The sequence below is a fragment of the Enterocloster sp. HCN-30185 genome (genome assembly GCF_037890305.1).
In the GTDB taxonomy this organism is placed as follows: domain Bacteria; phylum Bacillota; class Clostridia; order Lachnospirales; family Lachnospiraceae; genus Enterocloster.
Window position 1 is genome coordinate 1 of record NZ_JBBKBT010000020.1, and the last position, 22282, is coordinate 22282.

At 46.9% G+C, this 22282-nt stretch carries 23 protein-coding genes, 1 pseudogene and 1 riboswitch; of the genes and pseudogenes, 5 read left to right on the forward strand and 19 right to left on the reverse strand.

Annotated features, from left to right (window positions below; translation table 11 throughout):
• Together WKT10_RS14840 and WKT10_RS16070 are read left to right on the forward strand one after the other, a co-directional pair.
• Nucleotides 1-389, forward strand: a 389-nt coding sequence (locus WKT10_RS14840) for a hypothetical protein (protein WP_340277949.1), incomplete at its 5' end; no start/stop codon positions are given.
• Nucleotides 382-660 (forward strand): helix-turn-helix domain-containing protein, encoded by a 279-nt coding sequence (locus tag WKT10_RS16070; protein WP_445293031.1) that lies wholly within the window; start codon nt 382-384, stop codon nt 658-660. The genes WKT10_RS14840 and WKT10_RS16070, both read left to right, overlap by 8 nt.
• Nucleotides 661-773: 113 nt before the next feature.
• Here WKT10_RS16070 and WKT10_RS14845 read toward each other — a convergent pair whose 3' ends face one another.
• The 5 genes from WKT10_RS14845 to dapF (WKT10_RS14865) form a co-directional block, all read right to left on the reverse strand.
• Nucleotides 774-1559 carry an N-acetylmuramoyl-L-alanine amidase gene (locus WKT10_RS14845; protein WP_340277950.1) on the reverse strand — a complete coding sequence of 262 codons (786 nt, stop codon included), beginning with the start codon at nt 1557-1559 and terminating at the stop codon, nt 774-776.
• A 223-nt stretch (nt 1560-1782) separates the two neighbouring features.
• Nucleotides 1783-2622, reverse strand: a complete 840-nt coding sequence (dapF, locus tag WKT10_RS14850; RefSeq protein ID WP_337433701.1) for a diaminopimelate epimerase — start codon at nt 2620-2622, stop codon at nt 1783-1785.
• Nucleotides 2623-2631: 9 nt separating this feature from the next.
• Entirely contained in the window at nt 2632-3180 is a 549-nt protein-coding gene (locus tag WKT10_RS14855; RefSeq protein WP_066546375.1) for an ANTAR domain-containing response regulator, read from the reverse strand.
• Between the two features lie 30 nt (nt 3181-3210).
• On the reverse strand, nt 3211-4542 hold the full coding sequence (gene glnA, locus WKT10_RS14860) for a type I glutamate--ammonia ligase (RefSeq protein WP_340277951.1): 1332 nt from the start codon (nt 4540-4542) through the stop codon (nt 3211-3213).
• Nucleotides 4543-4671: 129 nt separating this feature from the next.
• Nucleotides 4672-5535, reverse strand: a complete 864-nt coding sequence (gene dapF / locus WKT10_RS14865; RefSeq protein ID WP_066546372.1) for a diaminopimelate epimerase — start codon at nt 5533-5535, stop codon at nt 4672-4674.
• 172 nt (nt 5536-5707) lie between these two features.
• Here dapF (WKT10_RS14865) and WKT10_RS14870 point away from each other — a divergent pair, with 172 nt between their 5' ends.
• Nucleotides 5708-6571: an AraC family transcriptional regulator gene (locus tag WKT10_RS14870; RefSeq protein ID WP_337433699.1), complete on the forward strand. Its 864-nt coding sequence runs from the start codon at nt 5708-5710 to the stop codon at nt 6569-6571.
• Nucleotides 6572-6793: 222 nt separating this feature from the next.
• Here WKT10_RS14870 and ftsH read toward each other — a convergent pair whose 3' ends face one another.
• From ftsH to WKT10_RS14885, 3 genes and pseudogenes are all read right to left on the reverse strand, one after another.
• A complete protein-coding gene (gene ftsH / locus WKT10_RS14875) occupies nt 6794-8830 on the reverse strand; it encodes an ATP-dependent zinc metalloprotease FtsH (protein ID WP_340277952.1) in 2037 nt (678 codons plus the stop codon).
• Nucleotides 8823-8966, reverse strand: a complete 144-nt coding sequence (locus WKT10_RS14880; RefSeq protein WP_167544868.1) for a hypothetical protein — start codon at nt 8964-8966, stop codon at nt 8823-8825. Before WKT10_RS14880 ends, ftsH begins: the two co-directional genes overlap by 8 nt.
• A 28-nt stretch (nt 8967-8994) precedes the next feature.
• Nucleotides 8995-9344 (reverse strand): annotated as a pseudogene (locus WKT10_RS14885) (DUF2500 domain-containing protein).
• Nucleotides 9345-9549: 205 nt separating this feature from the next.
• Here WKT10_RS14885 and WKT10_RS14890 point away from each other — a divergent pair.
• Nucleotides 9550-9735: a hypothetical protein gene (locus tag WKT10_RS14890; protein ID WP_337932144.1), complete on the forward strand. Its 186-nt coding sequence runs from the start codon at nt 9550-9552 to the stop codon at nt 9733-9735.
• An 85-nt stretch (nt 9736-9820) separates the two neighbouring features.
• On the opposite strand, the gene WKT10_RS14895 is transcribed toward WKT10_RS14890, so the two are convergent.
• The 5 genes from WKT10_RS14895 to WKT10_RS14915 all read right to left on the reverse strand — a co-directional run bounded on the left by WKT10_RS14895 (nt 9821) and on the right by WKT10_RS14915 (nt 14237).
• Complete coding sequence (locus WKT10_RS14895; protein WP_066546364.1) at nt 9821-10573, reverse strand: amino acid ABC transporter ATP-binding protein; 753 nt, start codon at nt 10571-10573, stop codon at nt 9821-9823.
• Nucleotides 10573-11370 carry an amino acid ABC transporter permease gene (locus WKT10_RS14900; protein WP_066546361.1) on the reverse strand — a complete coding sequence of 266 codons (798 nt, stop codon included), beginning with the start codon at nt 11368-11370 and terminating at the stop codon, nt 10573-10575. Before WKT10_RS14900 ends, WKT10_RS14895 begins: the two co-directional genes overlap by 1 nt.
• Before the next feature lie 48 nt (nt 11371-11418).
• Nucleotides 11419-12294, reverse strand: a complete 876-nt coding sequence (locus WKT10_RS14905; RefSeq protein WP_337433695.1) for a transporter substrate-binding domain-containing protein — start codon at nt 12292-12294, stop codon at nt 11419-11421.
• Between the two features lie 201 nt (nt 12295-12495).
• A complete protein-coding gene (gene srtB, locus WKT10_RS14910; RefSeq protein WP_340277953.1) occupies nt 12496-13380 on the reverse strand; it encodes a class B sortase in 885 nt (294 codons plus the stop codon).
• A complete protein-coding gene (locus tag WKT10_RS14915) occupies nt 13377-14237 on the reverse strand; it encodes a hypothetical protein (protein ID WP_340277954.1) in 861 nt (286 codons plus the stop codon). The genes srtB and WKT10_RS14915 overlap by 4 nt, the downstream gene beginning before the upstream one ends.
• 171 nt (nt 14238-14408) lie before the next feature.
• Between WKT10_RS14915 and WKT10_RS14920 the strand changes: the two genes are divergently transcribed.
• Complete coding sequence (locus WKT10_RS14920) at nt 14409-15632, forward strand: AfsR/SARP family transcriptional regulator (RefSeq protein ID WP_340277955.1); 1224 nt, start codon at nt 14409-14411, stop codon at nt 15630-15632.
• Between the two features lie 65 nt (nt 15633-15697).
• Here WKT10_RS14920 and WKT10_RS14925 read toward each other — a convergent pair whose 3' ends face one another.
• The 6 genes from WKT10_RS14925 to WKT10_RS14950 all read right to left on the reverse strand — a co-directional run bounded on the left by WKT10_RS14925 (nt 15698) and on the right by WKT10_RS14950 (nt 22222).
• Entirely contained in the window at nt 15698-17119 is a 1422-nt protein-coding gene (locus tag WKT10_RS14925) for a L,D-transpeptidase family protein (RefSeq protein WP_340277956.1), read from the reverse strand.
• A gap of 138 nt (nt 17120-17257) precedes the next feature.
• On the reverse strand, nt 17258-18001 hold the full coding sequence (locus tag WKT10_RS14930; protein ID WP_340277957.1) for a peptidylprolyl isomerase: 744 nt from the start codon (nt 17999-18001) through the stop codon (nt 17258-17260).
• Nucleotides 18002-18147: 146 nt separating this feature from the next.
• A complete protein-coding gene (gene thiD, locus WKT10_RS14935) occupies nt 18148-18939 on the reverse strand; it encodes a bifunctional hydroxymethylpyrimidine kinase/phosphomethylpyrimidine kinase (protein WP_066550623.1) in 792 nt (263 codons plus the stop codon).
• Between the two features lie 148 nt (nt 18940-19087).
• Nucleotides 19088-19198: riboswitch (TPP riboswitch) on the reverse strand.
• Between the two features lie 198 nt (nt 19199-19396).
• On the reverse strand, nt 19397-21484 hold the full coding sequence (locus WKT10_RS14940) for a heavy metal translocating P-type ATPase (RefSeq protein ID WP_066546346.1): 2088 nt from the start codon (nt 21482-21484) through the stop codon (nt 19397-19399).
• Nucleotides 21485-21781, reverse strand: a complete 297-nt coding sequence (locus WKT10_RS14945) for a DUF6110 family protein (RefSeq protein WP_066546343.1) — start codon at nt 21779-21781, stop codon at nt 21485-21487.
• Between the two features lie 219 nt (nt 21782-22000).
• The gene (locus WKT10_RS14950) at nt 22001-22222 is read right to left on the reverse strand and encodes a heavy-metal-associated domain-containing protein (RefSeq protein WP_066546339.1); all 222 of its coding nucleotides are present in this window, start codon (nt 22220-22222) and stop codon (nt 22001-22003) included.
• Nucleotides 22223-22282: the final 60 nt, after the last annotated feature.

Consider the following 22282-nt stretch of genomic DNA (forward strand, 5'->3'; position numbering starts at 1 on the left):
GTATACTTTTAAACGAACAACATGTTGATGACTTATCTGATTTATTCTGTCTCGTCTGCTTTTGCTGTTACGATCAGGATACATCTCCTAATCTGGATATTTTGTATCAGGCAGAAAATTTATATGGTTCCATTAAAACTGTAATTATCCCCAGACATGATGGAATCTATATTGCCTTTTGCAGTTCCTCTCCTCAATATTCAGGCACCGTCTTATCCGATTTGCGAGACCTATTGGAACAAAGCCTGAATCTGCAGGAAAATGGAAACTTGACTATTTTCTATTATACCAGTTTTATTCCATTTGCTGAAATCAAACACAGCTTTATGCTTTTAAAAAATTACTCACCCATTCGAATTACTCACGGTCTTCATAAGCTATATGGATGATATCTCCATCAATACTTTGACTACTGAATTTCACGTTTCACCCAATTACTTTAGTTCCTGGTTTAAAAAAGAAACCGATATACGTTTTACTGATTATATAACAAATCTTCGAATGACATATGCAACCCAGCTCCTTGCAGAAACCAATCTTACAATCAAGGATATTTCTTCATCCATAGGATATTCTACCGCAAATCATTTCATAAGAACTTTTGTAAAAAATAAAGGTATAACATCTGCTGAATATCGAAAGCAGCTATTTGAAAAATAAAAATTACATAGAGATGCTGTTTTCTTATATATAGATAATTATAAACAGCATCTCTTTTAAATATTTCACTATGTCTATCACTAAATAAAGGATATTATTAAATCTTACCTCTCCTACTTCGCCTCTTCCCTCACCAGCATGGTAGGATATCCGGCCTGTCTTACTCTCTGCTCCATCCGGACTCCATTGTCCATCTGCAAAAAAGCGCCGACCCGCACCTTATAAAGCCCGTCATCATATACAAGAAAAGCCGGAAATCCCTTGGCTGCAAGCTCCCTTACCAGAAACTCTGCCCGCGGCCGTTCCCTGTATGCTCCCACCTGAACCTGATAGTACCGCTTCTCTTCCGTCTCTTTCTTCAGCTGGGAAAAGGTGGTCAATATCCCGTCTGCAATCCCTTGGGCGATCTGATCAAATTGTTCATCAAAAATCCTGTTGTCCTCCGGGTGATCTAAAAATCCCGCCTCCACCAGCACAGCCGGCATCTTAGTCCGCCTGAGCACAATGATTCCGGGACGTTCCTGAACTCCCAGATCGTCAAATCCGGCTTTCACAAGATTTTTCTGGATATTTTCTGCCATCAATGCTCCCGGACCGGTATTTTCGTATACCAGGTTCAATGCTCCCTTTCCGGTTCCCGGAACAGGCATGGCATTCCGGTGAATGGATACGAAAAAATCAGCTCCCGATCCATTCGCAATCATGGCTTTTTCCAGAGGCGTGTCATATACGTCCGTGGTACGGGTATACATCACACGAATCCCATTATTTTCCAGTATCTCGCCTACAGCCAATGCCAGACGGAGCGTATCATCCTTCTCTTTGCGCCCCTCAAACATGGCTCCCGGCTCTGCCCCGCCGTGTCCGGCGTCTATGATCACACTTTTTTGCTGTTCCATAAGCAGCTCCTTTTACATATTTCATTTCCTTATACCATATGTAAAAATGAGACGGATGTTTCCTTGGCGCCGGCGGATAAACGGCCAGGATACCGTCTATATCTGATATGCGTGATCCACATCCACACCACTTGGCCCAAGATGAGTGGAAAATACAATCTGGGTACTGGTCTTTCCAAACTTCTGAAACTGTCCGATAAAGCCGTCCAGTTCCATCGTACTCTTAAAGGCTGCCTTCTTCCCCGTCCTCCCACAAAGGCTCTATGGCTCCGTTAAACACCTCCACTGCAGGCCCTGTCATAAACAGATGGCCGCTTTCCCGATCCAGACGGATCCTTAAATCGCCGCCCTTAAGGCTTACAAGCACCTCATCCTCTGTTAATCCCAGCAAAATAGCTGCCATGGCGCTGGCCGTAGCTCCTGTGCCGCAGGCCCAGGTTTCTCCGCTGCCTCTCTCCCATACCCGCATCTGGATATGTGTACGGTCGATCACGCGGATAAACTCTGAATTTACACGATCCGGCACAAAACGCTCATGGAACTCAAAAGACGGTCCCATCTTCTCCAGATCCAGGCTGTCTATTTCATCCATAAAATACACTGCATGGGGATTTCCTACATCAATTCCCGTAAACTCCCATTGTTTTCCATCTACCAAAATCGTTTCCGGAAGCTGAGAAGTGAGAACTGCCTCTCCCATGTCAACAGTGAGCATCACTGCCCTGCCGTTTTCGACCTCCAGTTTTAACTCCTTAATCCCAGCCGGAGTCTCTACGGTCAGGCTTCTCCGATCCGGGGAAATAATCCCATGGTCATAGGCATACTTTCCCACACAGCGGATGCCGTTTCCGCACATTTTCCCCTGTGAACCGTCTGTATTGTACATTTCCATACGGCAGTCTGCCACATCAGAAGGGCAGATCAGGATCAGGCCGTCTGAACCGATGCCAAACCTCCGGTCGCTGACAAATCGGGCTGCTGCACTTGGATTTTTTACGTTCTCCTTAAAACAGTCTACATATACATAGTCATTTCCAATTCCCTGCATTTTTACAAAATTCATGGTTCTACCTCACATGTGTATTAAGCTGATGATCATCTGAGCAGTTTCGGTCAGGCTGGTGCCATTATCCATACTGCATTTTTGTATATATCGGTAGGCTTCCGGCTCGGTCATCGTATTTCGATCCATCAGGAGAGCTTTTGCCTTTAAAATCAGTTCCTTTTCCTCGGCGCTTCTCTCCTGAGGACGGGTCCTCTTTCTGCGCTTTCGCCGTTTTCTGGCCTCAAGCATCATTTCTATGGTGCTTAAAAGCTCATGTACCTTTAAGGGCATGGAAAGGCAGATCATTCCCTCCGTATCCCGTTTGCTCCATTTTGCCGGGGAAGCAATGAGAAGCATATCAAAGGAGGATGGGAGCAGGCGGCGCAGCTCCTCGCAGACCATATCTTCAAAGCGGAAGCCGCAGACTACGATCCCGCCGTTTAAACTCTCTGCCGCTGCCAGGACCTGAGCCCCGGAGGTGCACGCAAAAACTGGTTCATAGCCATTCTTCCTGAGTATGGCCCGGATATTTCCGGCATCCTGTGGCTTTGAAAATGCCGCGATTATACTTGCCATCCTTCCCACCTCCTCCTGCCAGGCTGCACACTAATATTGATACAGATATTGGGCGATCTCCCAGTCCGTCACCTGAATGCCGAACTCTCCCCATTCCTTCTCTTTGGCCTCCAGATATTTAATATAAATCGGTTCTCCGAGAACATTTTTCACAAAAAGACTGCCTGCATATGCCTCAATGGCAGCTCCAAGAGTGTTTGGGATCCGGTCAATCCCGCAGTTATTAAGTTCCTCCTGATCAGCCAACGATATCGGTTCTTTTGCACAGGAAGGCAGCTCCAGCTCCTTTTCAATCCCCTCCAGTCCCGCCTGAAGGCAGGCTGCAAGTGCCAGGTATGGATTCATGGCCCCATCCGGACAGCGCAGCTCAATCCCCTCTCCTCCCGGAGACGGAATGCGGATCAGGCAGCTTTTGCTGTTTGAAGGCGACCAGGCAATATAAACCGGGGCATCATATCCAGGAACCAGCCGCTTATAGGAATTAACCGTCGGATTGGTAAGAAGCGTCATTTCTTTCATATGGTTTAAAATTCCTGCCATAAAATGACGGGCCGTAAGACTTAGTCCCAAAGGATCTGCCGGGTCTGCAAACAGGTTCTTTCCCTGTGAGTCTTTCAGCGACAAAACAAGATGCATCCCTGAACCATTAACTCCCTCTTTGGGCTTTGGCATAAAGGTGGCGTGAAGCCCATGGCTCTTTGCAATCGTTTTGGCTGTCATCTTGAAGGTGAGAAGCTGATCTGCAGCCCTCAAGGCATCCATGGACCCCAGATCGATCTCATGCTGCCCCGGAGCAATCTCATGATGACTGGACTCCACCTGAAAATCCATTTCCTCCAGATTTGTCACAATATCCCTGCATACATTCTCTCCCAGATCCATAGGGAACGTATCAAAATATCCTGCCCGCTCATGAGTCTGGATCGTGGGCCGTCCCTCCTCGTCTGAATGAAAAAGGAAAAACTCACACTCTGGCTTTACCTCCATCACATATCCCATATCTGCCGCCCGCTTAACGGCCTTTTTAAGCACAAAGCGCGGATCTCCCTGGAAAGGCGTTCCGTCGGGATGGCACACATCACAGATCAGCCTTGCTGCCCGCCCCTGTCTGGAACGCCAGGGAAATATCTCAAAGGTATCCGTGTCCGGATAAAGATACATATCCGATTCCTGAAGCCTCACATAGCCCTGAGTAGCAGAACCGTCAAACATGCATCGGTTGTCCAGGGCTTTTTCCACCTGTCCGGCTGTAATGGTCACAGACTTCATTATTCCAAACAGATCCGTAAACTGCAGGCAGATAAACTCCACATCCTCCTCCCGGACGATCCTGAGGATATCCTCTCTGCTGTATTTGTTCATGGTTTAACCACCCTCTCCCAGGGATGGCAAAAACCCTTTCCAATCCCTGTAAAATGTATCAGGGCGGGGATCTGATGCGATACCCCGCCCTTTTGCCTGTATCTGTAAAAAACTATAAACGCAGTTTTTTTATTTGTCAAGCGCCCGAAGCTGCTCTGTAAAATGATTTCCCAGCTTTATGCTTCCCACATATCCCACATCTCCGGTCATCAGAACATTTCCATCCTCCCGGATTTCCAGTTCCAGAGTTCCTCCCGGCATCTGGACGATCATTTTCGGATCCGTAAGGCCCAGACGGTAGGCAGCCGCAGCAGCCGCACAGCAGCCGCTTCCCGAAGCCAGCGTATAGCCTGCGCCCCTCTCATACACCTCAGTCTGAATATGGGTTCGGTCTAATACCTTCATAATCTGTGTGTTGATCTTTTCCGGGAACTGTCTGGCATTCTCCGAATACTTTCCGATCCGGCACACCAGCTCCTTTGAAATCTCATCCATAAGGATTACCAGATGGGGATTTCCTACCGATAAGCAGGTAACAGGATAGGGAATCCGTCCAAAGACCATGGTTTCATTGATAATCTCCCTCCTTGGCCCTGTTACCGGAACCTCATCGCTCCAGAAAGACGCCTTTCCCATAGAGGCCTTTAACCTTGTTCCTTCTTCATTCAGATAGTGGATGTCGATTTCTCCGCCTTCTGAATGGATGGTAAAATCCTTTTTCTGCACATAGCCTGCATCCTTTAAATATTTTGCAAAAATACGCACGCCGTTTCCGCTGTTCTCCGTCCGGCTTCCATCCGAATTCCAGATCACCATGGAAATCCTGTCATTCTCCATCACAGGCCCCTCCAAAATGCCGTCCGCTCCCACGCCGAAATTTCGGTTACATAAAAGCTGAACCCGCGAAGGGGTCAGGGCCAGTTTATTTTTATTGGGATCATATACCAGATAGTCATTTCCAAGTCCGTGATATTTTTCAATAGTCAGTCTCATAGCTTGCTCTCTTTCCCCACAGATACTTTTCTGCGGTTTTGCCGTATTCATGTTATAATTCTATTTTATCAGGCATTATTTTATAATAATATTAATTTTATGCTGTTTTATATTGCAAATAATGCTATATTAAAAGAAAGAATTCCATCCGTCAAAAAGGAGGATACCAACCGTGACTTCTCAAACTCAGCCGTCATCCCAGACTTCCCGCCCCCAGGGATATTTAAAGGAAGAATTCCGCTTTTTCCACCTTAAGGATCTGGGAAAAGGACCTTATGAATACCACCACCACGATTTTCTGAAAATACTGATCCTGATAAACGGAAACGTTTCATACTCCATCGAGGGCCGCTCCTATCGCCTCATGCCCTGGGATATGGTGTTGGTGGACCGGGGCCAGATCCACCGTCCTGAACCGGATCCTTCCTGTCCCTATGAACGCCTGATCCTATATCTCTCACCTGCCTTTTTAGAAGCTCATAAACACGCAGACAGCGATCTGGCCCTATGCTTCAGCACAGCCAGCTACCGCCACTCTCAGGTTCTGCGGTTTGCAAAAGAAGAGCTCCGCCCTATGGCTGTCCTTTTAAAACAACTTGAAAATGAAACAAACAGCCAAAAAGGAGACTTTGCATCTCCCCTTTTTTCCCGGCTTCTGTGCCTGGAATTTCTTATTTTACTCAACCGGTCTTGCCTCTCCTCCTCCGGCCCCTATGTCACCACCAGTTCTCTGGACTACCGGGTTTCCGGACTTATGGCCCATATCAACAATCATTTGGAAGAAGACCTCTCCATCCCTGCTCTGGCCTCTGTGTGCAGCTTAAGCCCCTACCATATGATGCGTGTTTTTAAGGAGGAAACCGGCTTTACGATTGGGAGCTATATCACAGAAAAGAGACTGGCCCGAGCAAGAGAACTTCTGGCTCTGGGCGTAAATGCCACCACCGCCTGTTATCAGTGCGGATTTCAAAATTATTCTACCTTTCTGCGGGCTTACAAGCGGCGGTATGGGCAGCTTCCGAAGGATTTTCGGTAGGATAACGATTGTTTTTAATATGCAGCTATGGCTCGCAGCCGAAAGGGTAAATGATGGAGTTTCCCAGAATGGAGGATGAGCTGCTCAGTCCCATGATATTACTGGTCAAGGCGCTGAAAATTGAAAAGCTGCTCCAAAGCCATTCCCCTCATAAGGGGATTACGGCTTAAAAGCAGCTTTTTTCCTTTTGCACAGAATCTTCATCCTGTCGCATATTATGTTTTATTCCTGAGATGGGGTATCCTCTGCCTGTTTTTCCTCTGCAGGCTCTGTAACATCCATTGCCTCTGATTCAGACGAATGTTCCGATCTGGCTTCAGGCTCACTTTCCCTTACTGCCCCAGCCGCATCATCCTCAGCCTTCAGATGCTCCGTATCCGGCAGTCCATTCTCCTCCTCCGGCGTTTCCTCAGGCTCCGGGATTCCCTTTACCTTGCGGAATATCTTCATAAACTCTTTTCCGGTGATAGTTTCCTTTTCAATCAGGAAGTCTGCGATCTGATCCATGGCGTCACGGTTCTCATTGAGCAGGCTCTTTGCCGCTTCATAAGCGTCCTTTAAGACCTTCATCACTTCCTTGTCGATCTCAGCCGCTGTGGCGTCGCCGCAGTTTAATACGGCGCGGCCGGTCAGATACTGGTTCTCCTGGCTTTCTAAGGCCATGAGGCCGAATTTCTCAGACATACCATACTGGGTTACCATGGCTCTTGCCAGATTGGTGGCCTGCTGGATATCGTTGGAAGCTCCGGTAGTAACAGTCTCAAATACAATCTCCTCTGCCGCGCGGCCGCCCATGAGCTCTACCAGACGGGCCTCCAGCTCCTTCTTGGTATTTAAGAACTTCTCTTCTTCCGGAACATTCATTACATATCCCAATGCACCCATGGTTCTTGGAACAATGGTGATCTTCTGTACAGGCTCCGAATGCTTCTGCAGGGCGCTTACCAGAGCGTGTCCTACCTCGTGATACGATACGATCCGCCGCTCCTCCTTGCTCATGATCCGGTCTTTCTTTTCCTTACCGACCAGAACCACTTCCACAGCCTCAAAGAGATCCTTCTGTGAAACAGCACTTCTGCCGTTTTTAACTGCATTGATAGCAGCTTCATTCATCATGTTTGCAAGATCAGCGCCCACAGCGCCAGAAGTAGCCAGAGCAATCTCCTTAAAATCAACGGTTTCATCCAAAAGCACTTCCTTGGAATGTACCTTTAAAATATTGATTCTTCCGTTCAGATCCGGCTTATCTACTACTACCCGGCGGTCAAAACGTCCGGGACGAAGGAGCGCGGGATCCAGGATCTCAGGCCGGTTGGTAGCTCCTAAAACAAGAAGTCCCTTTGTAGAATCAAAGCCGTCCATCTCAGAAAGAAGCTGGTTTAAGGTCTGCTCCCTCTCATCATTTCCGCCCATGCGGCTGTCGCGGCTGCGGCCGATAGCGTCAATCTCGTCGATAAAGATGATACACGGCGCATTTTCTGTCGCATTTTTAAACAGGTCACGGACACGGGACGCACCCACGCCCACAAACATTTCCACAAAATCGGAACCGGACAGGGAGTAAAAGGGCACATGTGCTTCTCCTGCCACCGCCTTTGCCAGAAGGGTTTTACCCGTTCCTGGAGGCCCCACCAGCAGTGCTCCCTTTGGAAGCTTTGCACCGATCTTTGTGTACTTTCCGGGATTGTGAAGGAAATCTACAATTTCTGTCAGGGACTCCTTCGCCTCGTCCTCTCCGGCCACATCCTTAAAGGTAATGCCGGTTTCCTTCTGGACATACATCTTGGCATTGCTCTTTCCAACGCCCATAATGCCGCCTCCGCCCATGCGCTTCATGGTGAAGTTCATAAGGAACAAAAGGATCAGGAACGGTACTGCATAGTTAAGCAGAGCGATAAGAAGTGCGTTGGTACTGCCATTTTCCCGATTGGTTATAACATTGTTCTCCAGCACACGATTTAAAAACTGGTAATCCCCTTCTATACGGACTACATAGTATTTCATCTGCTGGGAATATTCCGTTGCCTCTGCCTTTGGCATTACTTCAATAACAGCATCCTTTACCCGGATGGATTCCACTTTGCCGTCTTCCACCATCTGTACAAATTCATTGTATGACAGTTCCTTGCGCTGTCTGGATTCCACTGCGGAATTCATCCAGCTCACGATCATGATCGTCAGCAGAGCAGCCACCACCAGCATGGCAATGGTCTGCCAGTTACTGTTCATATTCTGGTTTTGCTTCTTGTTATTATCCATACTGTGCTATTTCTCCCTCTGAACAGGCTGCCTTCACACGCATAAAACGTGCCAAAACCCATTCTTTTCTATTATAGTGGCAGTCCATCCATAAATCAAGGAGCAGAAGTATAAAATTTCCCTTAAGATGGGTCATTTTCCTCATCCATATCCATTTCCCCGCTCTACCAGCTCCGGTCAAACCCCAGATATCTCGTTCCCTGAAAATGAAGCTTTCCCTTATCTCCCTCTGCCAAAAGCCCATACTCTCTTCCGCCCAGCCTGAGTTCCATCCGGTCTCCGCTTTCCACCTGAAAGGTAACATAGTAGCTGGAAGAGCTTGTATGGTTTTGATTTCTCATGGTATGTGTACGTTTGGAAACAACCGTTGCAGATACGTCCAGCCTGGGAGACCGGTTATTCTTCCCCACTCTCCGATTCCACGCACGATCATCACAAGGATCATCCCGAAAATAAGCACAAATACCATCAAAAACATGATCTCAAATCCGCCCATAAAAAAATATTCCATCATATGCCGTACCTCCCCATGTATTCCTACTCTTACTATATCATAAAATCCCCCTGTCTTTTTTACATTTTGCTTACGCTTCCATAAACATTTTTCCCCGTTTCTTCCCCATTTTTCCACCTTATCTTTCTGCCTTTCCGCATAAAAACCGCTCTTAAATCCACACTATCAAAAGAACATGGTGATGCGTGTCAGGAGGTGACAAGAAATGGAGCAAACAAGACATCCAGCCGGCAGACATTCGGAAACTCAGGTCCATAAAAACAATTATGACATTGATATTCAGGCCTGTTCTTCCATGGACTGTACGGGTCTGATCCCGGCTCTTCCTGAGGATGAGGCCCAGAGAGAGGCTTATGAAGAGATTTATCCCTACATCACAAAGGCCAGGTAATTTCCATAGGGATGACAGCCAAAAAGCCCGGACGAACAGACAGCCTAAGGCTGCCCTTCATCCGGGCTTTCTCTTTACTATTCAGTTATAAAGCGGCTCTCTCATGCATAAACCGCCCCAGAAACTCTTTCGTCTGATGCTCCTTCGGAGCTCCGAAAATCTGTGCCGGTTCGCCTTCCTCCACGATTACGCCTCCCGCCATAAATACGACCTGGCTGGAAACATCTCTTGCAAAGGCCATCTCATGGGTCACGATGATCATAGTCAGTCCCTCAGAGGCCAGCTTTCTCATAACCTCCAAAACCTCTCCTACCATCTGCGGATCCAGAGCTGAGGTGGGCTCATCAAACAGCAGAAGTTCCGGCTCCATAGCCAGCGCTCTGGCAATGGCGACTCTCTGCTTCTGTCCGCCGGACAGCTGCTTTGGCTTTGCATTGATATAGGGAGCCATTCCAACCTTTTCCAGATAGGAAAGAGCATTCTTTCTGGCGGTTTCCTTATCCTTTTTCAGTACCTTTACCTGTCCTACCACGCAGTTTTCCAGAACTGTCATGTTGTTAAACAGGTTAAAGCTCTGAAATACCATTCCCACTCTTGATCTGTATTTGGCTGCATTTACCTTTGGGTCTGCAATGTTATTTCCATGGTACAGAATCTCTCCCGTGGTTGGAGTTTCAAGAAGGTTCAGACACCGCAAGAGGGTGGATTTTCCGGAACCGGAGGCTCCGATAATACAGGTTACATCGCCTTTATTGACGGTAAAATCAATATCCTTTAAGACCAGATTCGTGCCGAAGGTCTTGCTTAAATGGCGGATTTCAAGTATCTTCTCGCTCATTATACCCCCTCCTTTTTATCTCTGTCGTCGGGATAACGGTACATACCGCTGGTATATGCCAGCGTATCCGTTGTTGCCAGATCAAAGTTGTCCGCGCCGTCCATCTTCTTTTCCCACAGGCGCAGCAGACGGGAGCATGCAAAGGTCATGATAAAGTACATAACCATGGTAATGGTGTACGTTTCAAAGTTCATATACAGCGCACCTGCTGCGGCCTTTGTCTTATAAAGCAGCTCTGCTACACCGATCACGGAAAGAACGCAGCTGTCCTTGATATTGATGATCAGGTTATTTCCAATCTGGGGCATCAGGTTTCTCAGCGCCTGAGGCAGGATCACATACAGCATAGTCTGCACATGGGTCATTCCGATGGACATGGCTCCCTCGGTCTGTCCCTTATCAATCGAAAGGATACCTCCGCGGACAGTCTCCGCCATATATGCTCCGGTGTTAATGGAAAGGATAAAATAAGCGGCATTTAAAATAGAGCTGTTGATATTTAACAGCGGCATCAGTCCATAGTAAATAAACATGGCCTGAGCCATCATGGGAGTACCTCTGAAAAACTCCACATATATATTTAAAATAAGCTTCACGATCCACAGGATTCCCCGTTTGATCGGATTATCTCCCTTTTCTGAGGGTATGGTCTGGACAATGCCCACTGCAAAGCCAATGACACAGCCTGCAATGGTTCCCACCAAGGCAATCTGTAAGCTGACGCCTGCGCCCTGAAGCATGGATACGCCGTAACGGCTGAACACAGCCATCACACGGCCAAAAAAATCGGTTGGCATAATATTCTCCTTATTTGTAAAGCTGCCGGGATCTGCCGGCAGAGATCATCAGTTTACAAGAGGCTGTACGGAAATGGCCTCATCCATCATTTTGGAGAAATCCTCTTTTGTCATCTTTGAAAGCACGCTGTCAATGGCTTCCTTCAGTTCAGTATTTCCCTTCTTTAGGGAAATTCCGATGTTGATATCCTCATCTGTTACCTGGAAATCATTCTCTCCACCACCAAACTCTATGAGCTTGAAGTCAGGGTATGCGATCAGAGCGCCCTTGCCGGTAGGCTGATCCGTCACTACCAGATCGCACTTGTCCGCGTTAAGAGACATCAGCATATCAGGAGCATTGGCAGTGGCTGCCAGAATATTGGCATCCTGGATCTGGGGCAGGCAGGTGTTGTACCAGATGGTGCTCTGCTGGGAGGTACAGGTAGCGCCTGCCAGATCGGCTACGCTCTTGGCATTTTCATATTTGCTTCCTTTTTTTACCAGGGTAACAATACTTGCATAATAATAGGGAACGGTAAAATCAACGGCCTGAAGACGCTCGGAAGTAATGGACTGTCCTGCGATCACACAGTCTGCCTGTCCGGTCGTAACGGCTGGAATCAGAGAATCCCAATCCAGACGCACAATCTCAAGGTCATATCCCAGCTCCTCACAGATTTTCTTTGCCATCATAACATCGTAACCGTAAGCATACTCATTGCTTCCGGAAATCGGAACTGCGCCGTTGGAATCATCGGGCTGTGTCCAGTTGTAAGGAGCATAGGCACACTCCATAGCCACTTTAAGGATTTTCTTTTCACCAGAAGCTGCTGCTCCTTCTGTCTTTGCCGTATCTGCTCCGCCGCCGCAGCCGGTCAGCGCCCCTGCTGCAAGAATGCCTGCTGCTGCAAGTGCCATCATTCTCTTTACATTCTTCTTCATATTTTCTCTCCTCATTGTTTTCTTTCTTCTAAAGCATGATCAAATCTGATGCATATACCAAAAAATGGAAAACAGACAAAAAAGTCACACCCATCCCTTCAGGTATGACTTCTTTGTCACGAACCATTTTTAATACTGCACACATACTTCTGCATGTTTCTGATGCGTAGTATATCATAACATTTCCGGTTTTCCAATACCTTATTTTCCATTTTCATCGGAAATATTTTCCGCTGCCTTAAGCTTTTTTTCCAGAACAGCCTCCATCTTTTCTTTATATTCCTCATCCATGGGGATCTGATCGCCCTCCTCATCCACCTCTACGGCAAAAAGAAAGGTTCTGGCATCATTGATCTCATAGCTGCAGGTTACCAGAGTGAAAATACTTCTGGCCGGATATTCTACCTCTTCCTTATAGGAACAGGGTTCCACCATTGTCCTTACAAATTCATCAAATGTCTCCTGGGTTTTAAAGCCCGTCATGCGTACAATGGGCTTGGCTTCTCCATAGTAGCAGGACACAGCTTTTAAGCGGATCTCACGCTCCGGCGTGTAGATGCTGAAATACTGATGCTCCTTAAAATACTCCGGATCCTTGTAGCGGTTGATATCCTTAAACATGCTTCCATTCTTCATATTGTGGCCGTAGAGGATCTGATTGCGTCCCTGCAGATCCGCTTCGCTTTCAAAATCCAGATAAATGGAGCCTGCCGCACTTTCCTTCCCATAAAAATCGTGATCCAGATAAAAATCATTATCCGTTCCCTGCACGATGGGATAATCCACATTTGTATCAGGGATCCTGATCCATCCTATGGTGTCCGGATTTTCCGCAGTCAGCGCCTCAAAATCAATAGGAGAGACATACGCTTCCTCTAACGGCTCTGTTTCCTCCGTTTCAGGCTCTGTAGGAGCTTCTGTTGTCTGTCTGGCCACTTCCTCTGCCAGTCGTTCATATTCTTCCTGGATCCGCTTATCCTCTAAATACTGATGTACGGTCAAAGCGCCGCTTATAAGAAATACAGCCAGCAGAATAAACATCAGCACCCGCCGCTTTCCGCCGCTTTTCCTTTCATTCTCGTTCATACTGAAATGTTCCTTTCCTGCTGTTTCCATTCACCAGTACGCCCCACGGCCTCCTGCATCAGCAAAAGAAGCTCCATAAAGCTTCTGAAATTTACCTGTGAACGCTTTTCCCTCCAGCTGACAGTTCCCTGCCAGGTAGCATTGCGCCGGAACAGAATACGAACCACAAACGTTGCAGGGCCGTAATTTCCAACTGCCACATGAAAGCTTCGGGGGATAATGATGCCATCCGGCCGGCTTCCCTCCGGAAGCGGATCCAGCATGGCCGCGATCTCCTCCTTCAGATCAAATTCGTTGATAAAGGTTCTGCGGTCTGCTACTGCCGGGTGTGATACATCGCCTCCCATCTGACAGCCCTCATAATTTCGTACCGTTACCTCACACATCCGCTTTCCAAGACCGGTTCCTCCGGGACGGATCTGGCTGCCTAAGGAAACTGCCAGAATATCCATAAGCTCCATCAGGCTTAAAAACGACTTCCGTTCCCCTGTTCCCAGATTGGTAATGCTCCCCTGCCAGGTAGCATTGTATCTGTATTTTACATGCAGCGTAAAATCAGCTTTTTTTCCCTTTCGCTCCGGCAAAAGCTGTGAAGCCTCCATTTCTCCGGTCTCGGCCTTCAGCTCCCGGCTTTTTCCTGAAAAATTTCTATAGTCAACGCTCTTTATTGGATAGTGGATCTCATCGAATAATTCCTCCAGGATCAGTATCATCTCCGAAAGGCCGATGAAAGGCATACCGCCTTCCCGGCTGTCATGATAGAGTCTCCCCTTCAGTATACGGTCTTCAAATCCGTCTGCTGCAATATGGATAAACCGGTATGCATTCGGCAATAAACCTTTTTTGGTCATTGGCATTTTTCATCCCCTTTTTCTGTCACTTTTTTCTAGTATATCAGTTTCCGGTTACAATCCGGTTACAAATCGGGCTATTTTCTCATTTTTCTTTTTCTTTCCGGCAGAAGATGTAGACATTTTCCCCTTATATGGTTATACTTAACATATATTAGTATGAAGGAGTTACAAAAGATGCCATCAGCATTTGACTTAAATCCTACAATTTATATACATACCTTGGGAGGCTTTTCAATCGAAGCCGGGGGGAAGGTAATCAACGACAGCAGCAATCAGTCAAAAAAGCCATGGGTTCTTTTAGAATATCTGGCAATCTTCCAGAAAAAGGATATCAGTCCGGCAGAACTGATCCAGGTAATATGGCCGGATGATCCGGGTGTTAATCCTGCAGGAGCGCTTAAAACCCTGATGTTCCGCTCAAGAAAGCTTTTAGAGCCTCTGGATATTCCGCCTCAGAAGCTTTTAGTCCAACGGCGCGGAACCTATGCCTGGACCAAAGAATATACTACTGTTTTAGATATTGATGAATTTGAAACGATCTGTACCCGTGTGTTAAATGAATCTCTCCCGGAGGAGGAAGCCCTTTCCCTCTGTTTTGCCGGCGTTGAACTTTACAGGGGAGATTTTCTTCCAAAAGCGGAGTACGAATCCTGGGTCATCCCGATCAGCACCTATTACCATACGCTGTATCAAAAGCTGATCCACTATACCATTCATCTTCTGACTGCAAAGAAAGCCTTTTCCCAGATCACCGCCCTGTGTCAGACCGCTATTGCCATTGAACCCTTTGACGAAGAATTCCGCTATCAGCTGGTTTATTCTCTGTATCGGGACGGCCACACCCATCAGGCGCTGGAAGAATACAACAACACTCTGGATCTCTTTTACAGTGAGTTTTCCATCTCCCCCTCTGATCATTTTAAGGATCTGTATAAGATCATCCGTGATGACGAACAGGGTGTCAACCTGAATCTGGATCATATCCAGCACGCTCTCAGCGAAGAAAGCTCCGGCGGCGCCTTTTACTGCGAATACCCTGTCTTCCGTGATCTGTTTCAGCTGGAGCGGCGGGCCATTGACCGCACCGGCGATTCCATCTATCTGTGTATGCTTACCGTAACCGGTCTGAATGGAAAATCACTTAAAACCCTGATCTTAAACAAAGCAATGGAGCATCTGGAAGCATCCATCCGAGGTTCCCTAAGATGCAGTGATGTATTTACCCGTTACAGCATCAGCCAATATCTGATCCTTCTTCCTACGATTACTTCAGAAATGGCTGAGATGGTGCTGAAACGGATCATCACCAATTTCCGGAAAGTTTACAACCGAAAGGACATGACTGTTGAATTCCGTTTACAGCCCTTAAAGCCCTTGAATCGGGATGAAGGGTTCTGATCCTGCCTTCCATACAATTTTTATCACCCGCCCGGAGAATGCTTCTGATCTCCGGGCGGGTCATTTTATGGAGTACAGAGTACCGGGATCCCCTTATACACCAGATCATACAGCGCCGGAGCCTTTTGGGGAGGAAGATTGATGCAGCCGTGGCTGCCTCCGGTCTGATAAAGCGTTCCGCCAAACTTGCTTCTCCAAGATGCGTCATGAAGGCCGATCCCGCCGTTAAAAGGCATCCAGTAATCTACATGGCTCTCATACTCATAGGTTCCGTCAGGCTTTTTCTTTCCTCTGAGTATCCGATCCTTTTCCTTATAGGTCAGGCTGTAGATTCCTGAAGGAGTGGTATAATCCTTTGACACATTTCCTGTGACACAGGGAGCATCCCATACGATCTGGCCCTCTTTGAACATATAAACGTGCTGGCCTCCCAGATCGACCTCAACATAGGTAGTTCCCCAATCCGTTCCCTCTCTGGACGCAGCCTTCTGGCTGTAAACAGGCTCTCTGTCGGCCTGAGCCTGTCCTTCGCTCCAGCAGCTTCCCGAAGAAACCAGTTCCATAAGGGCTGCCGTCTCTGCTGCCTGATCGATCTTCCAGCCATAGGGGCCTGTGATCTCTGCCTGACCTCCTGCTGCCTTTGTTACGGTTCTGGCTGTTCCAGCTGTGTCATATAGGGAAGCCAGATCCTTTACGAAAGCCGCTGCCTTTTCCTGATCAACAGTAATCTTTCCCTCTGATCCCCCCGTGATCCAGCTGGCCATGGTTTCTCCTGTCAAAAACTCCTCTGCCTCTCCGAATACATAACGGAGCTTTTTTTCTCTCCGGCTGTTCATGGCATCACAGAGATTCTTCAAATGTTCATCACTTTCCCACAGGCTGACGGTTCGGTAGCAGCCTTCTGCCTCCAGATCCAATTCATTTCTTCCTGCCTTTACAGCCTCATTTACTGCCAAAATCGTTTTTTCCCGATCCACATCATTTCCCTGTACTGCGGGAACAATGGAAAATGGCTTTCCTTCCTCATAGGGTGAAATCGAAGCATCCTTTGTAACTGTAACAGCGCTGCTGTTTAATACGGAAAGTGCTTCAATGGCCTGATCCAGCTTTTCCTGGCTGTAGGAGGGAACAAGCGCTGCCTGATGTGAATTGTCTACCGAGGGGCCGGATTGCCTCCCCCCTTCGTTCTGAGCCTTCAGGATAGCATCCAGATCATCTGTCAACGCAACCTGATAATCAATTGCTTCTCCCCGGATCACCTCCCTGCTCCCGTCCTTTTTTATGACAGAAAGCTCGTATTCGCCGGCATAAAATCCCTGGATCCGTTCTCTGGCCTCCTCCGGTGTGAGTCCTCCCACACCTACGCTGTTGATCCTGGTACCGTCCACAAACCGCGAAGCGTCTTCCTGAGCTCCCGGGGAAGAAACGGCAAAAAAAGCAGACAAAGAAACGGCTGCCAGAAAAAGAGCAGTTTTATTTTTACACATAAAAACATCCTTTCTGATATAAAATCTCATATTTTATTCTAGCATACTTTTCCTTCTGTGCATCTTACAATTGCCTACAATTTTTATTAAAAAATGTAAAAGAGACCCCCCTTCCCGAAAGATCTCCTTTGAACTTGATCAGTCAATGACCTTAATGCTGTCGATCACCGGCTGATTATCCTTTGCAACTGTACCATTATTATCCTCTACCTGAGTATCCTTACAGATTGCGTCCACAACCTCCATACCATCGGTTACATAGCCAAAGCAGGCGTATTCACCGTCCAGGAACGTACTGTCCTCATGTACAATAAAAAACTGGGAGCTTGCACTGTCCTTCATCTGGGAACGTGCCATGGAAATGGCGCCTCTTGTGTGAGATAAGTCATTCTCTACACCATTGGAGGAAAATTCGCCTTTGATTTCCCGTTCTGATCCTCCCATACCATTTCCCATGGGATCTCCTCCCTGAATCATAAATCCGCTGATGATCCGATGGAAGGTAAGTCCGTCATAAAATCCCTGTTCTGCCAGATCCATGAAATTTGCCACTGTGATCGGGGCGCTGTCTCCGTTCAGCTCTACGAAAATGGTGCCGTAATCCTTTACATTGATCTCTATATGGTGCTTTCCGGCTGCAGCCTGCAGATCCAGACTCTCCTTATGACCTGCTGTACTCTTTTCATCTGCCTGGGCTGTTCCGTCTTCCGCTGCTGTCTCTTTCTCAGACTCTGCTGCTGTTTCTGCCTTTGTGGTTTCTACCTCTGAAGAAGCCGCTGCTGTCTCCTTTGCTGTTTCCTTTGCATCTGATGTACTGCCGCATCCGGCCATAAATACTGCTGCTGTCACTGCGGCCAGACAGACTGTCATCCATTTTTTCATCCTGTATTCCTTCCTTTCCCGTCCGTTCATCTGCCCCTTTTTTCTGATAAGAGGCAGCCAGATCATTGTACCATTCCGGATATCCACAAGTAAAGGACTTTATAAAAATATCACAGTTTAGTCACAATTTGCCTAAAGCACTGTGCTTAATATTCTCCCCTGACAGCAAAGCCGTGATCCATGGGGCCGCTTCCCCTTCCCAGATCAAGCTGTGCTTCCAGGGCAGCAGAAAGATACCGCTTCGCCTGAGCGACTGCAGCCTCCAGTTCCATTCCCTTTGCCAGGTTGGAAGCAATGGCGCTGGACAGGGTACAGCCGGTACCATGGGTATTGGGATTGTTGATCCTTTTTCCGTAAAGCCAGATTCCATGGCCCATTCTGTATAAATAATCATTGGCATCATTGATCCGGTGCCCTCCCTTTAAGAGTACACTGCAGCCATATGTCTGTGAAATGATCCTGGCCGCTGTTTCCATGTCCTCTTCAGACCGGATTTCACAGCCGGAAAGCACCTCTGCCTCCGGTATATTGGGCGTCGCCAAAGCTGCCAGAGGCAGCAGCCGCTCTTTCAGCATCTCCACCGCATCTTCTCCTATGAGTCTGGCTCCGCTGGTGGCTACCATCACCGGATCTGCTACAATATGTTCCGCCTGATAAAAGCTCAGGCGCTCTGCGATCACCTTGATCAGCTGTGCAGAAGATACCATGCCGATTTTTACCGCATCCGGCCGTATATCCGTAAATACTGCATCCAGCTGCTTCTCCAGAAATTCCGGCGCCACCTCCATGATAGCGCTTACACCGGTTGTATTCTGTGCTGTGAGAGCCGTGATGGCGCTCATTCCATATACTCCATTTGCCAGCATAGTCTTTAAATCCGCCTGGATTCCTGCTCCTCCGCTGCTGTCGCTGCCTGCTATCGTCAATACCGTTTTCATTTGAATCTCCTTTCTGTTTACAAAAAGGGAACGATCAAGACTCACAGCGATAAAACATACTTCGGCTGCCATAAAAACGAATCTCGCAAGCAGGATTCTCCGCCTGCGGCGGGTCGCATCAGCGACATAATCCCACCCCGGCAGGTGCACTCTCTCTTTAAAAGCTTCCCTACGTTGGCATTATCCAAATCAGGTTCACGGGTCTAAGCGCTGTCAGCTTACTCTCAGCCCGCTTGCGCGAGCTCCCCTTTTTATATTACTTTTTATTATAATCCTTCTGTCCTAAAAAGCAAGAGGGATAACCGGCCTTAAACCAGTTATCCCTCTCTCATATCACATCATTTCAGCAGTCAGCGGAGAGTTTTCCAAATCCTCCTAAACTATTTTATCCGCAACAGCTTCCCAGAATCTCTGTTAAACCATTTTTACTGCCGGTATGACAGCGGATCACATTTGTTTAAACTTCTTCTATTTCCGAAAGATTTTGCATACTTTGCAAACTGATTGCTATCGTAGACATATTATGGAACATTGCAGTAGTCGTAGGCTGTATCATTCCTCCCACTCCTAAAAGAATGAGTAATGTGTTAATACCCACTATTTCTTTATAGTTCCTGTTTATTCTTCTCATCAATGCCTGACTGAGATACTTCAATCGCACAATCTGATATAAATTATCAGCCGGAATCGTAATGTCTGCAATTTCTCTGGCAAGTTCTGACCCATCGCTGACTGCAATCCCTGCGTCCGCCGCTGAAAGTGCCGGAGAATCGTTGATCCCGTCGCCTACCATGAGTACCTTCTTTCCTTTGGATTTTTCCTTCTCAATAAACATGGCTTTGTCTTCCGGCAATACCTCTGAGTAGTACTCATCAACACCTGCCTTTCGGGCAATGAACGCTGCTGTACGCTCATTGTCTCCCGTCATCATAACAACCTTCTGAAATCCTGCCTCTTTCAATGCTCTCACTACGCTCGCGCTTTCCTCCCGCAACGGATCTTCAATACAGATCACTGCTGCAAGAACTCCGTCTATCGCCAGATATAAATGAGAGTATTCTTCCGGGAGGCTTTCAAACTGTTTCTGATATTCCTTCGGAACAGTACATTTTTCATCATCGAAAATAAAATGTGCACTGCCTATAAAGACACGTTTTCCCTCTATACTGGAAGAAATACCATGAGCTACAATATACTCCACTTTCGAGTGCATTTCCTCATGTTCAAGTCCTGCTTTTTTTGCCGCAGATACTACTGCCTTCGCCATAGAGTGCGGAAAATGCTCTTCCAGACAGGCCGCTATACGAAGCAGTTCATTTTCACCTGCTTCACAAAATGGAACAATCATTTTCACGGTAGGCATAGCTTTTGTAAGCGTGCCTGTTTTGTCCAGTACGATCGTTTCCGCTTCTGCAACCGCTTCTAAAAATTTTCCGCCCTTTACCGTAATATCATAAGAGCCTGCCTGACGAATTGCAGACAATACCGCAATCGGCATTGTGAGTTTTAACGCACAGGAAAAATCTACCATAAGCACAGCTAAAGCCTTCGTGATATTTCGCGTAAAGAGCCATGTAAGAGCTGTTCCTGCGAAGGTCACCGGAACTAATCGATCTGCAAGTCGTTCTGCTTTTCCTTCCAACGAAGATTTCAGCTTTTCAGACTCCTCGATCATCTCAACAATCTTCTCATACCGAGAAGAACCCCCGGCTTTTTTTACAGTAAAAGTAAGTTCCCCTTCTTCCAGAACGCTTCCGGCATATACATATCCTCCTGCCTTTTTCAAAACCGGGAGCGGTTCACCGGTCAGAGAAGACTGATTTACCATTCCTTCGCCTTCGCATACCACCCCGTCAAAAGGAATAACATTCCCCATGTGAACTACGATATTATCCCCTTCTTTGATTTTTCTGGAATCAACAAGTACTTCCTGTTCTTCACTTTTCAGCCAAACCTTCGACACATTCAAAGACATACTGCGTGCCAGATCTCCTACCGATTTCTTATGTGTCCACTCCTCCAAGGTCTCTCCAACTCCCAACAGGAACATAACGGAAGCAGCCGTATTAAAATCACCTCGCAAAACAGAAATGCCAATAGCTGATGCATCCAACACTGCGACTTCCAGCTTCCGCCTTGCAAGACTCTTCCAGCCTTCTTTTAAATAATGTACAGCCTTCCATAAAACTACTGCTTTTCTGACCGGATATGGCAGAAAAATTTTACCGGCATAATGAAAAAGAACTTTACCAATCAGTTTCTCCTGATAAATATCATTCAACTGTCTTCCAGAATTTGTTAACACTTCATCCGGAACTTTTACAGACGTATATCGGAATTTTCTTAAAGCCTGAATCAACAGCTCTCGTTTTCCTGAAAAGCAAACGCAGGCATCGGCCGTCCTTCTATAAACCTTTGCCTGCGTGACATATTCCAGCGTATCCAAATAATACAGTAATGTATCGGCCTCTTTATAAGACATTTGTTTCTGTTCCATATGAATACGGATTCTTCCCGGAATCTCATGCTTTATAGTGAATTTCAATTACGCTTCCTCTGTTTCAGGATCAGCATGATCCTCTACTGTATCTTCCTGTACAGAGGCAGCTTCTTCCGCGGCGCGCCTCTCATTGATCTGCTTTGCTTCTGCCAGGATATCTTCTGCATTTTCCTGAACGGTCTCAGCGGTCTTCATCACACAATCTCTTGCTCGAAGAACTGCTGCTGTTCCTTCCACATATACTTTTTTCACATCCTTACTGGAAAGGATTTTCACACCTGCCGTTCCAAATAATACTCCGCCTGCAAACAATGCAAGGTTCTTTAATTTTAAACTATCCATAAATATCCTCCATTTCTGTCTTGTGCGATTTTATTTGTGTTTTTTTCCGGTATAGAATAACATGACGAGACAAACAATCATTGCCCATGCCCATAACCTATGCTGTTTCATTCTGTCACCTCTTCTCTGGTTTGTTATTATATTCTCTCATATATATACAGTCAAAGTATTTTTCTTTTAATGAAATATTTTCTCAACAAATGGCGTGCCGCAATCATATCACCGTATTTGTATTACCTTATACCCCGCCTGCTCAACCGCTTTCTGGAGCTGCATATCTTCTACCTCTTTTTCCATAGATACAACTGCCGTTTTTTTCTTCAGATTCACTTTTGCAGATACCCCTTCCAAACGGTTCAATGCGTTTTCAACCCGATTTTTGCACTGTTCACAGGTCATGCCTTCGATCTGTACCCTCTTCTGACCTATGATATTTTTCAATTTTTTCTTTTTGTCCTGATTTGCGAAGAACCGCCACAGCATCCTCCCTGCCCCTTAAAG